Genomic DNA, 12,338 nt, shown 5'->3' with positions numbered 1-12,338 from the left:
ACGATTCCACGATCCAGCTTCCCTCGTTCAAGCATCTTTCATCACCCATGCTTATTTTACCATATAAATGCGAAAAAGCCCAGCTATGCTCGACTTTTTCGACAGCCTGCGGCCTGAGAGAGCGATCTCTCAGGCCGTTTTTCGCCCTTACCCAGGGAGCGCACTCTGACGCTCCACGCGGACCCCAGGCCATCTGATGAAACCGGTCGAAAAGTTTCGGGAGAAATTTTCGGAACATCTATTGACATATCGGGTGCAGAATGGTATTATAATTAAGCTGATGATTTGCCGGTGTGGTGAAATCGGTAGACACGGCGGACTTAAAATCCTCTGGTAGCAATACCGTACCGGTTCGAGTCCGGTCACCGGCACCAAAATTTGATATCGCGGAGTAGAGCAGTTGGTAGCTCGTCGGGCTCATAACCCGGAGGTCGCAGGTTCAAGTCCTGTCTCCGCAACCACAAAATCGCCGTATTTCTTGTGAAATACGGCGATTTTCTTAACTTTTTGACGGATTTGAGATCGTACTTGTCAGCGTTCTGGCGCACATTTGGCGCACAGGGGATTCGTTTTCCCTTTCTGCCCACCTCTATTATGAAGTGTACTGTATCCGCTAAGTATAAACGTTGCCGCTTGAAATTACTGCGTTTTCGTTGATTTGAGCGTCTGATTTCCACCAAATTTGTTCAATGAAGATCTAAACAGCAGAGATCCGGCGCCCATCCTGAGCGCCGGATCTCTCTTTTTATCTCAAAAAGCCACGTTCATTTTTTGGGTATTCAGAACTCCTACACAAATCCCGGCTAAAAAGTGACCTTGCAGGATGCTATGTATGCGGCTTTTAAGAGGCTTGCCGTATGATTTCATGTCTGATGGCTAAAATGGCTTACAGTGCCTTAAAACGCAAAATCAGAGTTTTTGGTATCAGTCCGCAAAGAAAGAGGCGTCGGTAAGCCCCAGAGCGAGGCAAGTGACGATGAAATTATAGCCGTCATATTCTATAGTGATGGGGTCAAATGAACTATAGAGTTCTCCCTCAAAACGGGGGTATTCATCATTTGTGGGCCACCAATCAGCTGCACCATCTCCGAGAATCCCGCTATCATCCAAAAACATGAACTTGACTTCCAGCGGCTCTGATGAAGCTGATTGCCAATTATCTGCATTCAGTCCCGAAACATCGTAGTCAAACCACAGATCCATCTGGGTAGAGTAATTATCTGCCATGTGATAGGACCCTTCAATCAGGCTAAAATCATTGACGATTTCGCCGGAACTTTGTTCGGGGACGGAGGAACCATCGCTGTGCGTTTGTGGTGCGGATTCGGCAAGTCGGGCATTTACAATTTTTACGCTTGAACCATAATCCTCTTCAATGTAGCCATATGGACAATAGTACGGCTTTCTCTCAGTGCCGGTACTGCCGCTGGTCCTAATTGGCAGGCGGTTCCCTGCTTTATTTGATTTTTCTTCGTGTTGCATTTGCTTTTCTCCTATTGTGTTTTATTACGAGGAGCTCCTGTTGCTATTATCATACCAAAGAAAGAATCTTTCGGATACGATCAGGGCCTTATTTATATAGGTCCTGATCCCCCCTTTGTGCCCCTCACAAAAAAGATCTGCATAGCATGTTGCTATGCAGACCGATCTTCGGGATTAAATCTGTTTGTTGTCATCGCTATGGAGCAGCATGGAATATACCCCTTTCGTACAGAAATTCTTCCACCTCATCGGTGGTGAAGCCAGCCGCTATCATCCGGTCTACCGCGTCCGGCGAATAGCCATAGCAGCAGGCCACGGACTTCAGCTCGTCCAGATATTCTTTTTCCGCCGTCTGATTTTTGCCGGAATTCTTATGGTTATCCGGCCACATGGACCAATACCCCCACGGCAGGATCATGCTGGATGCGTCAAAGGCGGCAAATGCCTGCTGTCCGGACGTTGTGATTCTCAGGATATCTCCGCACCTCAGTTCCATGCGTTCCGGCTTGCCCAGCGGCAGGTGCAGACGATTCAGCGCTCTTGTCAGAATGGCCTCCGTGGACGCGTAGATGTACACTCCACATCTGGGATAGCAATACAGGCACAGCGGATTGTCCCCCTTCACAAAGTAGAGATTCTCCCGCTCATCCAGCACCGTGAACGTAAACGTGCCCTCGACCTGCTCCGCCATGTACTTCAGGCTGGAGAAGTCGAGGGCTTTTTGCTGCTCGATCAGCTGGACAGCAATATAGCTGTCTGTCTCGATTTTGGTTTTCGGCAGGCCGTTGGTCTGCCGCAGGAGACGGTCGTTGTACAGAACGCCGTTGTGGGCCAGGGCAAATTTGCCGCCTGCTGCATTCCCGGGAAACGGATGGTTATTTCGGTTCCTGCCGGCGTTTCCCTGGGTGGCCATCCGGGTATGCCCCATGATGACACGGCTGTCTCCCGGGATGCGGAAGCGGAGCTTGTGCGCTGCCACTGGCCGCTTATAGATGCTCAGATGGCCGTTGGTGCAGTAGGCGATCCCGGTGGCATCCGTGCCGCGCTCCTCACACTCCGACGCAAGGACGGAGAGGATATGGGTTTTCTTTTTGGCACCGAAGTACCCGCGGCAGTCCATCAATCCGAACAGGCAGCACATCAGACTTCCTCCTCGCTCTCCACCGGCTCATTCACATACAGCCGCCGCTCCTTTAAGTACCGTACCAGCTCCGGCTGGGTACAGCCCGCGGCAAAGGTGGTCCAGGACATGGCCTTCAGTTCGTCATCGGACATGAAAAGCGCCACATCGCAGATCCGGTCCAGAAGCTGCAATGTGGCGATGAGGGTATTGAGTTTCAGGGTGCCGCGGAAAATACGGAATTCTATCGTGTCCGCGTTCTGCAGGTTCACACAGCTGTAGCGGCCGCCGTGACCGCCCTTCTTGGCGTGGTCCAGCAGCTCCTTCGGCTGTTCCTTGTAGCCGTAGCGGGCCGCCCAGTGTTCCAGCTGACGGGGCGTTCTGCGGCTGAATTTCAGAAGCTCCTCCCAGTTCTTTTCGAAGAAGTACAGAATTCTGGCAATGACCGCGTCCTGCTCCTCTTCTGTATGTCCGAAGGCATTCCGGTTCACGTGGACGTGGAGGCCGCAGGTTCCGGCCTGATGGCTGGTGTAGCCCAGAGAGATGGCCTCCCGGAGAATTCCGGCCCAGGGCATCTCCTTCATGTGATACTCCAGTGTCATGGGATGGGTGACCATCTCGAAGCCATCTTCCAGAGAGCCGTCATGCTTGCAGTAGAGATTCTCGAGACCGTTTCCGTTGGCGATCTCCATGACCCGGCGGGCACTGTCGTTGTCCTCACCGGCTCCATCGATCTCCAGTTCCACGCCGAAGTACCGGGAACCATCGCCACGGAACAGGGGCTCCGGCTTGTAGTAATAATCTTCGATTGCTCTGTTTCGTCTGGCGTGGGTGTAGCAGTCATAGCAGAGCGGGGAATCCTCGTCATCGCTGCGGTAGTAGGCATCGTCAACATGGATGATGCGGCCGCAGCAGTCACAGCTGGTATAGTGCCGGTCATAGCAGGACTGGCAGAGGGGCGTATTCTCGTCTCCGGCGTTGTCATCCCGGTAGATGCGCTCGCCGCAGCGGGAGCAGATCACGGTCTCCTCGTTGGCGCAGGCTCCGCAGAGTTCCTCCTCGTCCATCAAAATGCGTTCACTCAGCGGATGGGGCTGCCCACAGCGGCAGCAGATAAAGGTGTGTTCTTGCATGATCGTATCCTCCTGATCAATGATTTTTGCCCTGGCATATCCAGGGTCATTCAGGAAGATAATATATCGTCATTTTACCGTGGATTTACGAATTGGAAGACCGTTCCTGCTATGATACAGACGCCGGTATTTCAGAAATGCGGTTCGGCAGGCATCCTCCGCCTGGGGGACATAAATTGTCTTTTGGGAAAGCATTCCGAGGTCTGGTCCACAGCAATTTGCCTGCCTGGATGGCCACAAAAACCGCGGATCGCTCGTTTTGTGGTTTAAAGCCTCTGTGAGCCGTTTTGGTCTCAAGACATGAAATCATACGGCAGTGCATTGAAAAGCCGCTCTCAGTGCATTCTGTGAGAGCGATTTTTCGGAGCGCCTTGGAAATGCCAGATTTTCAATTCCTATAAGATCTGAAGGAATTGGGGTTAAGGACTCGACTTCCGGCTTACTTTGACAAGATAAATTCTAAAGGGAGACTCGGATGCTACCAAAGAGCTTTCTATCTCCAATGCGACAGCATATCTGTCGGGAGCATAACACGGTTGACATCCCCTACCTGGCCGACATGGTCATCGTAAGCCCTGGCGACTACCCCAGAGACAGCGACCTTTAAATTGAATAGCGTGAAAGAATACTCCTGTATAGTAGTTGATAGTATATGCGAGTCGCGTATACTATCCGCGATTCTGTTCACTTCAGCCCTTGGGTGTCGTTTACCGTATAGAGCATTCCTTTTTCGGTCCCTGTCGGGACGCCTGCCGTTCTCCGACCCGTTTCCGTGAAAACCCCGCCGTTCCGGCATCCGTCTTACCGGAAGTTCTCCGACGCGTAACGCATCAGCTCCTCCCGGAAGTCCGGATGGGTATGAGTGCATTTCCGGATTCCCAGCACATATGCTCCTGGGCTGGTCTGAGTCCCGGCAACAACGAGAGTGCCGGAAAACGCAAAAGCGCCCATATCAATAAGGGAAATCCTTACCTGAAAAGCATGCTCTGCGAAGTCGGATGGGTCATCTCTGGAAAACGAACACTGTACCTCTCTGGCTGGTACTGGCGAGTCAAGCAGCGCAAGGGAGCAAAACGGGCAACGATTGCTTTGGCTCGAAAGCTGTTGACGTTGATTTACACGATGCTGAAGACAGGAATCCCCTACAACGAAGAATGCTTTGAGATCCGCAGGAAACAAAGCGAACGAAAACGGGCCGGCCGCATGGTGAACGAACTGCAAAAGCTGGGATACTTTGTGGTTGCACCAGACTAATGTTCGCGGTTCCATACTTCGACCAGCGACAGGTTTTCACCTGCCGCTTTTTGTGCTGCGATGGTTTTTCATGAGGCGTTGAAAACCTGTTTGTCAAGATACACGACCTCGCTACCTATTTTCGTAGCAAACGATCAATTACTCTTTGCTCTGTAACGACCATTTCAACAGGAACATCCCATGCCCGGGCAGGAACCATCTCCGATTTCTGCGTCTCAAAAGCCACGGCAATCACGGTCGCTTTTGTGCAAGAGGGAAGGAATCTGTCATAGTAGCCGCCGCCCATGCCGAGGCGGTGGCCGCACTCGTCAAATGATGAGCAGGGGCAGATCACAAGGTCAATCTCCTCGGGTTCCACGATTTTACCCTGCTCCGGATCTGGCTCTGCGATACCAAATGCGCCGCAGTTCCAAGACGCACTTTTTATATTGCAGTTTGTGGGAGCAATCGCCAGCATATGCCTGTTTTCTATACACAGTGGGTAAACGAAACGCTTTTTCTCTACTGCGTGTTCGTTTTCTGTTTCAAGAGCGGACAATTGTACTTCACCGCGTGTGTACTTGTAGAGCATCACGGTTTTCGCGCGGTGTCACGCATCCAATTCGAGGATCTTCCGGCAGATGCTCTCAGACTTTTCCATGCGTGCTTCTGCGCTCAAACTATCTCGCTCTTTGATCTTCCGGGAACGCAGCCATTTCATTTCAGCGGTACATCAGCCGGCAGGAGCTGTCCGGCAGCGCCCCATCTGCCCGCTTCCGCGTCTGAGCATTCCGCAGGACTGTGCAGCTTCCGGCGTATTCGCAGGCAGCCGCTTCCCGCAGTTTGCAGCAAAGGTCTCCGGCCGGAAAATCCGGCCGGAGACCTGAATGCTGTCCGATTGATTTTAATAGACACCTTGCCAGAGGAACAGAGAAATCTCCAGCAGGATCACCAGGATCACGCAGGTGCACAGGAACAGCTTGAGGAACCACTTGTAGTAGCGTCCCACCGGAATCCCCGCCAGAACAGGGAGGACCACCGCGTAGGCCGTGGGCCACAGGAGATTGGAGAAGCCGTCGCCGAAGTTGAAAGCCAGCGTGGCAGACTGGAGATTCATGCCGATGCCCTGGGCGATAGGCCCGATGAGGGGCATGGAAATGGCAGCCTGTCCGGAACCGGAGGGCACGCAGAAGTTCAGGAAGGTCTGGAACAGGAACATGAGCACGATGGAGATGTAGATATTGGTCTTGCCCAGCAGGGCGACCATGCCGTGAATCATGGGGTCCTTGATGCCGCCGGTAGCCATGATATTGCTGACGCCGTAGCCGAAGCCCACGATGATGGCGGGCAGAGCGGCGCCGCCCATACCGGTGATCCAGTCCCGCATGGTGTCGCTGGGAAGATAGACCTTCTCCACTTCCTTGCCTGCCATGGCATTCTGGATCACTGGGACGATCCAGCGGATCATCATAATGATGAAGGTAAGCGCCAGGAACAGGGCGGTGCAGCAGTCGATGTACTGCCGCTTGAACATGAGCTGATAGAACATCATGCCCACCATGGCCACCAAGGCCAGCAGAGAGAGGGTGCGCACCGGTGTAAAGCGGGTGGCTTTCCGCTCCTCATCGATCTTCAGATGGGAGTAGTCGATATCCGCGGTGATGGACAGGGACGGATCCGCCTTGATCTTCTTGGCATAGCGCAGCGTATAGAATGCCAAAAAGCCCACGGTAACCACCAGGACAATGAGACGATAGCCGGCGCCGGACAGCGGAGTCAGTCCAACAATGTTATGAGCGGTTCCGGTCGTAAAGGGGTTGGCGTATCCGGAAGCAAAACCGTAGCCCATGGACATGGCGCAGGTGGCGAGGGCCACAATGGGGTCATAGCCCAGAGAGATGCACAGCAGCAGGAAAATGGGGATGAACGCGCCGATCTCCTCATAGGACAGCGTGCCGGTGCCGCCCCACAGGGCCATCAGGTACATGATGATGACCAGCATGATAGGGCCGGCTTTCGGTCGTTTCTCCGCCATTCGGACGCAGGATGCAACCAATGCGTCCAGGGCGCCCGTTGCCTCAATGACATAGATGGTGGAGAAAGCCACCAGGATCAGGAAGACAACGCTCTTGGCTCCGTTGAAGCCCGCCACGATCTGCTGAATCGAGGTCCAGACACCGATCTTGGCCGGTTCGCCGGTGGAGATATAGTGCTCCTCGTCATACACCAGAACACCCGTGGTCTCATCGTAGCCTTCCTCGCCGGCAATGATGCCGTTGGCGTCGATGGCCTTATAATAGCCCGCGGGAACCACCCAGGAGAGGCACATCATAATTACGCTCAGAATCAGGATGAAGATAATGGGATGGGGAAACTGGAGCTTCTTCTTTTCTTTTGTCTTTGCCATATCTATCCCTCCTATATTTGTTGTGCTGGCAGTTGCTGAACATACTTAAATCATAAACCTTGGAGTGCATCTAAGGTCAAGCGAAAAAATATTGAATTCCGTTCTTTGAGCCTTTCGACAATTTTCGCCGCTTTTTCTGTGCAGTTCCGACAATTTTGCACTGTTATCTCTCCGATGGGCTATCCAATGCAAATAGTTCCCCCACAGCGGGCACAGTCGGCCTTCTGCATAAATATTTCTCAGGGCAGCGGCTGTGCTTACCGCAGCAGCTCCTCGATGATCTCCGGCACGTTCTCTGTCAGATCCGGTACATAGACCCGCTCCTCCCAGCGGTGGATGTCCCTGCACCGCGGGCCAATGAAAAAGCAGGGTGCTACCAGTTGGTGGGCCGCCTCAAAGGGGATATCGTAGGCGGCTCCGGCAAGGGTCATGTGGCCCATCAGCTCCCGTTCCGCCGCGGGATCGGCGCAGACCATGTAGCTGCAGTCGCCGATTCCCGTGAAGAAGGGCATGACCCGGAGCTTCATGCCCTTCCGCTCCACGGTTTTCCGCACACAGGCAATCTGCTTCTCGCTGTCGTTCTCAAAGTAAGTGTTGCTGACGCAGGGATAATACGGCGGCACCATGCCGATGACCACCGCCGGCGACTCCGTCTCCAGCAGCTCCAGCATTGCCTTCATATAGGCGATGCCCGCGGTCTGTAAGGTAATGGCGCCGGTCCGGACCTGATCGGTCAGGGAGCCCGTCAGCTCCTCCCGGACGCTGTCGAAATCGGCACGTCTTTCCGCCAGGAGCTGTTCCAGCTCTCCCATCAGCAGGACCTGCACATAGGCAGGCAGACGGTCGCTCTCCAGCACCAGACCCTTGGAAAGCGCCAGATCGAACGCCTTTCTGTATCGCTCTGTCACCGAGACCATCGCCGTCTCTGCCAGACTGCGGACCTTCTCCAGCAGGACGTGGGGCCGGTCCTTTCCCAGAAACAGCAGATTGACGCAGGCCGCCGCGTACTCAGGAATGGAGACGTCATAGGTGGTCTTCAGGTCTCTCATCGTCTGGGCGATGGGCACCTGGGCGCTGAGTCCCTGATCCTCTGTCATCAGTTCGGTATTCATGTCCACCCGGCTGATGATCTCCGCGATCATATGCGCCGCGTTGAGCCCCTTCAGCGGCTCGCCGCAGTGGGCCAGGTGCCCTTTGGCCACGATGGCCGGCAGCATTTTTCCAATGCTGCCGTTGTAGATCATGAAGTCATCCGTGCCGATCGGAAGCTGCGGCTCCAGAATGACGGTCATCTGATACATCAGGCCGAAGCGCTCCCGCAGCCGTAGCAGGAAGGGCACCATGCTCCTGGCACCGGCAGACAGATTTTCCTCGTCGCACACCGCCGCAAACAGAATGCCGGTCTCGCTGTCCTCCGGCAGGTTCAATACCTCATAGAGCCCGATTGCCAGCCCGCCTTTCATGTCCGCGGAGGCCCTGCCGAACATCCAGTCCGGAGACTCCGCCTGCGCCCGTAAGGCGGGGGGCAGCTCCCGCTGCAAGATCTTCTCCTTCAGGGCGTCCGGGTCCAGTGCCCAGGGCTTCAGGGCGCCATAGCAGTCGATCTCCACCGCATCGTAATGTCCTGTCAGGATCACTACTTTTCCGGTTCTCCCCTTTTTCAGCGCCCACACCACGGATCTTCCCAGATGGTCACCTGTCTTTTCCAGGCCCCACAGTTCCGGATGCCGGGAGAAATATGCGTCCTCCGCCAGAAATCTGCCGATGCAGTCCGCCGCTGCGGTCTCCATAGCCGTTCCCGTGTCGCTTTGAACTGCCACCAGCTCTTTTGTGATCCCGAGGATCTGTTCTTTTCTCGTCATGATGGCACCTCCATAATCCGCCGGTCTTGCAGCAGCCCATCAACCCGAAGCCCGACAGAGAGTCTTCTTCCCGGATATCCGGGCTTATTCCGCATTTGCCGCCAGAGCGCAGAGCATTTTGACGCCCACCGCCAGGCCGTCCTCGTCAATGTCGAACCTGGGGTTATGCGCCTTGGCGGTAAATCCCTTTGCCTCATTCCTGGTGCCGACATTCAGGAAGCATGCTGGCACCCGTTCTGCGAAGTACGCAAAATCCTCGGCGCCCATCATGGGGGTGGAAATATCCCGGTAATTCTCCGCTCCCACCACCTGAACGGCCACATTCCGGGCATAGGAGGTCGTGTTCTCGTCGTTGACCAGAACGGGAAGTCCGCGGGTCACATCCAGCTCAAAGGTGGCGTCCCAGCCATGGCAGATGCCCTCGGCAAGCCGTTTCACATGATCCAGGATCAGTCCCCGGGTAGCTTCTCTCTGACAGCGGATGGATGCCGTAAGGGTAGCTGTCTCCGGAATGATGTTGTTGGCCGTGCCTGCGTGGAAGGTGCCGATGGCGCACACCGCGTTATCGAAAGGACTGATCCGCCGGGACATAAAGCTCTCCATCTCCGTGACGAATCTGGCTCCCAGGGACAGCGCATCCACACTCTCCTCCGGCATGGAACAATGTCCGCCGCTGCCGATGAACTTCAATGTAAACACGTCCGTGGACGCAGAGACCGAGCCGTACCGCGTGCCCACGGTTCCCGTGTTCTCCGTATTGAAGACGTGCTGTCCGAACATGACCCTGATCTTCTCCGTCAGGCCCATATCATCCATCTCCTTGAGCATCTCCTCCGCTCCGCTGATGATGGGGCCCTCCTCGGATGGCTGAAATACCAGCAGCACGTCATAGGGCAGCACATCCTGATGCGCCTTCATAATTTTGGCTGCCCCCAGCAGCATGGCCGTGTGGGCGTCATGGCCGCAGGCGTGCATCTTTCCCTCATACATTGAGCAGTAGGGAACATCGTTTTCCTCCTTCAGCGGCAGGGCATCCATGTCCGCCCGCAGGGCCACCATCTGCTCATGGCACCTCCCCGGGATCACGGCCAGTACGCCGGTCTTCGTCTCCAGCGTCCCGATTCCCCAGGCAGCCAGCTTCTCCCGAACAAATTTCTCCGTCTCCTGGGTAAAGATGCCGACACAGGGGTGCATGTGGATGTGGCGCCGCATGTCCACCACTTCCTGAAAAACGCCGTCGTTCAGCTCCCTCTCCACGATTTCCTTGAATGCCGTGTTGATTTTCTTCATCCTTCTGCCTCCTCAGATTCCAAGTATGCATTCCGTCTTTCGCCGCAGAGCCCCATGCTTTTCGCGCTCCTGCCCGGCCGGCATTGCTCCCGCGTGCGGCTCCCAGACTGTCTCCGGGCTCTCCGCCCCTCCTGCGCCGCCAATGCATGCGCGCCTTTCTCCGGATAGCTCTTCTGGTTTCAAAATAAACCTTTGACCGGCTCAAAAGTCAATAGTTTTGTATTTTTTTGCCCCATTGAATTCATTTTTTCTCAGTGTGGATGACTTCACCCGCCAGGCAGAGTCCTGTTTTCATCTTTCCCACCGGATTTACAACCGGATCATAAAGCATTATAATAGCTGAGCAGACCGGCACCGGCCCGGGATGACAGCAAACAAGGGGGGGAGACCGCGCATGGAGGAGGAAAAATTCTGCTTCAAGATTGGAGAGATGGCCAACTATTTCGGTGTCAGTACGGATACGCTCCGGATTTATGACCGGATGGGCGTCCTGCCTACAAAAAAGGACGAGAATAACCAGTACCGGTTTTATAACCGGGAGGATTTCATCATTCTGGACTATATCATGCGTCTTCGGAGCACCAACATGCCGCTGAAGGACATTCGCTACCTAATCAACGAGAGCACGATTGAGGGTTCCCTGGAGACCATGAAGCGGCACTATGCGCTGCTGGAGGAGAAAATCCGGGACTACGAGAACAGGATTGCGGTAGTGAAGGATTATATTGAAAGCTTTACCAACACCATCAACTGTCTCAGCAAGATCCAGGTGGAATTGTCCGAGCCCATGATCTATCTAGATGTAGGCGGCAATATGACGGCGGCCATGGACGCTTTCAGCCGTCTGACCCAGCGCTACGTTCCGAAGCTGACCTTCATCATTCCGCAGACGCTGGTGGATTTTCATGAGGACGCCCATTCTCTTGAGAGCTTCAACCGCATCAAGAAGCAGTTTCAATATGCACTGACCCTGGTTGATGACGGAAACTTTCACGCCATGGAAGATTTCCCCTCCGACGTGTTTACCTACTGTCCGCCCCGAAAATGCGTTCACGCGGCCATCAAGGCGATGACCAATCAGGACTACTCCGAGTTTTACAAATGTCTGGACTTCATCAGGGAAAACCATCTGGAGTTGGACGGAGCGATCATGTTGCGGGCTCTCTCCTTCCGAAATTACGACATGGCGTACTATGACTTCTGGGCACCTGTGAAGTAACAGGTGCCCGCAGACGGCAATCCGTCCCCTGCCAAACGGGCCGGAAACGCTCCCCTGTGACACCCGCATGTGTTCATTCGGACAGGCTCTGACCTCTGATGCAGAATTGTCATTTTTCCGCGCCAGAGGCCTCTTATCTGTTGACCGGTTTTCCTGGTGCGGTCCGGTTTCCTACTCAGGGGTCTTTTTTGTGCTGTCCGTACATTCTGGGGGCGGTCTGCGCAAGGAATTCTTTTTTCTTCGTCCGTACATTTGCCAGTCCATCGCTGAATGCGGCCAGTGTTATCTGCTTATTCATAGGATTATCGTACCATTATTACGGTTATATTGTACACCTTTCTTCTGTGCGGCATTGCCATAGAAATGCACTAACCCCTTGGAAACAACTGCGGTATGCTTGATGGCGTGCCAAGCAGGATGTTGGCGCATAACGTAAGAGAAATTAAATCTCGTAATTCGTAAAAATCTCACAAAAATACTTGTAATTAGGGTCTACTGAATGGCTGGAACATTTGGAAATCTCGGAAAAATGACCAGCTCGCCGAGGTCAAAATCGTAGTCCAGAGCCCAACCGCAGTCAGGCGCAAAAAGG

At 54.3% G+C, this 12,338-nt stretch carries 9 protein-coding genes and 2 tRNA genes; 4 read left to right on the top strand and 7 right to left on the bottom strand.

Annotated elements, in window-relative coordinates:
- Positions 1–287: 287 nt before the first annotated feature.
- Both ACTNBU_RS11410 and ACTNBU_RS11405 read left to right on the top strand, forming a co-directional pair.
- Positions 288–374, top strand: a tRNA-Leu gene (locus ACTNBU_RS11410).
- Positions 375–385: 11 nt separating this feature from the next.
- Positions 386–461 (top strand) — tRNA-Met (locus ACTNBU_RS11405).
- Between the two features lie 463 nt (positions 462–924).
- On the opposite strand, the gene ACTNBU_RS11400 is transcribed toward ACTNBU_RS11405, so the two are convergent.
- The 3 genes from ACTNBU_RS11400 to ACTNBU_RS11390 all read right to left on the bottom strand — a co-directional run bounded on the left by ACTNBU_RS11400 (position 925) and on the right by ACTNBU_RS11390 (position 3,735).
- On the bottom strand, positions 925–1,482 hold the full coding sequence (locus ACTNBU_RS11400; protein ID WP_441034072.1) for a hypothetical protein: 558 nt from the start codon (positions 1,480–1,482) through the stop codon (positions 925–927).
- Positions 1,483–1,678: 196 nt separating this feature from the next.
- Entirely contained in the window at positions 1,679–2,623 is a 945-nt protein-coding gene (locus ACTNBU_RS11395) for a class II glutamine amidotransferase (protein WP_441034070.1), read from the bottom strand.
- The gene (locus ACTNBU_RS11390; RefSeq protein WP_441034068.1) at positions 2,623–3,735 is read right to left on the bottom strand and encodes an amidoligase family protein; all 1,113 of its coding nucleotides are present in this window, start codon (positions 3,733–3,735) and stop codon (positions 2,623–2,625) included. Before ACTNBU_RS11390 ends, ACTNBU_RS11395 begins: the two co-directional genes overlap by 1 nt.
- A gap of 858 nt (positions 3,736–4,593) precedes the next feature.
- Between ACTNBU_RS11390 and ACTNBU_RS11385 the strand changes: the two genes are divergently transcribed.
- Positions 4,594–4,989, top strand: coding sequence for a transposase (locus tag ACTNBU_RS11385; RefSeq protein WP_441034066.1), 396 nt, complete (start codon positions 4,594–4,596; stop codon positions 4,987–4,989).
- 115 nt (positions 4,990–5,104) lie between these two features.
- On the opposite strand, the gene ACTNBU_RS11380 is transcribed toward ACTNBU_RS11385, so the two are convergent.
- From ACTNBU_RS11380 to ACTNBU_RS11365, 4 genes are all read right to left on the bottom strand, one after another.
- On the bottom strand, positions 5,105–5,563 hold the full coding sequence (locus ACTNBU_RS11380; protein WP_441034064.1) for a 5-formyltetrahydrofolate cyclo-ligase: 459 nt from the start codon (positions 5,561–5,563) through the stop codon (positions 5,105–5,107).
- Between the two features lie 309 nt (positions 5,564–5,872).
- Complete coding sequence (locus ACTNBU_RS11375) at positions 5,873–7,375, bottom strand: hypothetical protein (protein WP_441034062.1); 1,503 nt, start codon at positions 7,373–7,375, stop codon at positions 5,873–5,875.
- A gap of 257 nt (positions 7,376–7,632) precedes the next feature.
- Positions 7,633–9,237: a M20/M25/M40 family metallo-hydrolase gene (locus tag ACTNBU_RS11370; RefSeq protein WP_441034060.1), complete on the bottom strand. Its 1,605-nt coding sequence runs from the start codon at positions 9,235–9,237 to the stop codon at positions 7,633–7,635.
- Between the two features lie 84 nt (positions 9,238–9,321).
- On the bottom strand, positions 9,322–10,527 hold the full coding sequence (locus tag ACTNBU_RS11365) for a M20 metallopeptidase family protein (protein WP_441034058.1): 1,206 nt from the start codon (positions 10,525–10,527) through the stop codon (positions 9,322–9,324).
- 394 nt (positions 10,528–10,921) lie between these two features.
- On the opposite strand from ACTNBU_RS11365, the gene ACTNBU_RS11360 reads away from it, so the two are divergent.
- Entirely contained in the window at positions 10,922–11,746 is an 825-nt protein-coding gene (locus tag ACTNBU_RS11360) for a MerR family transcriptional regulator (RefSeq protein WP_441034056.1), read from the top strand.
- Positions 11,747–12,338 lie beyond the last annotated feature (592 nt).

The sequence above is a fragment of the Dysosmobacter sp. HCP28S3_G4 genome (genome assembly GCF_052065175.1).
Lineage (GTDB): Bacteria > Bacillota > Clostridia > Oscillospirales > Oscillospiraceae > Oscillibacter.
Note: the sequence above shows the minus strand (reverse complement) of the source record. Positions and strands in the feature narration are given on the sequence as shown.

Coding starts and splice junctions, on each gene's coding strand:
- ACTNBU_RS11400 (WP_441034072.1), bottom strand. CDS start 1,482: ATGCAACACGAAGAAAAATCAAATAAAGCAGGGAACCGCCTGCCAATT.
- ACTNBU_RS11395 (WP_441034070.1), bottom strand. CDS start 2,623: ATGTGCTGCCTGTTCGGATTGATGGACTGCCGCGGGTACTTCGGTGCC.
- ACTNBU_RS11390 (WP_441034068.1), bottom strand. CDS start 3,735: ATGCAAGAACACACCTTTATCTGCTGCCGCTGTGGGCAGCCCCATCCG.
- ACTNBU_RS11385 (WP_441034066.1), top strand. CDS start 4,594: ATGAGTGCATTTCCGGATTCCCAGCACATATGCTCCTGGGCTGGTCTG.
- ACTNBU_RS11375 (WP_441034062.1), bottom strand. CDS start 7,375: ATGGCAAAGACAAAAGAAAAGAAGAAGCTCCAGTTTCCCCATCCCATT.
- ACTNBU_RS11370 (WP_441034060.1), bottom strand. CDS start 9,237: ATGACGAGAAAAGAACAGATCCTCGGGATCACAAAAGAGCTGGTGGCA.
- ACTNBU_RS11365 (WP_441034058.1), bottom strand. CDS start 10,527: ATGAAGAAAATCAACACGGCATTCAAGGAAATCGTGGAGAGGGAGCTG.
- ACTNBU_RS11360 (WP_441034056.1), top strand. CDS start 10,922: ATGGAGGAGGAAAAATTCTGCTTCAAGATTGGAGAGATGGCCAACTAT.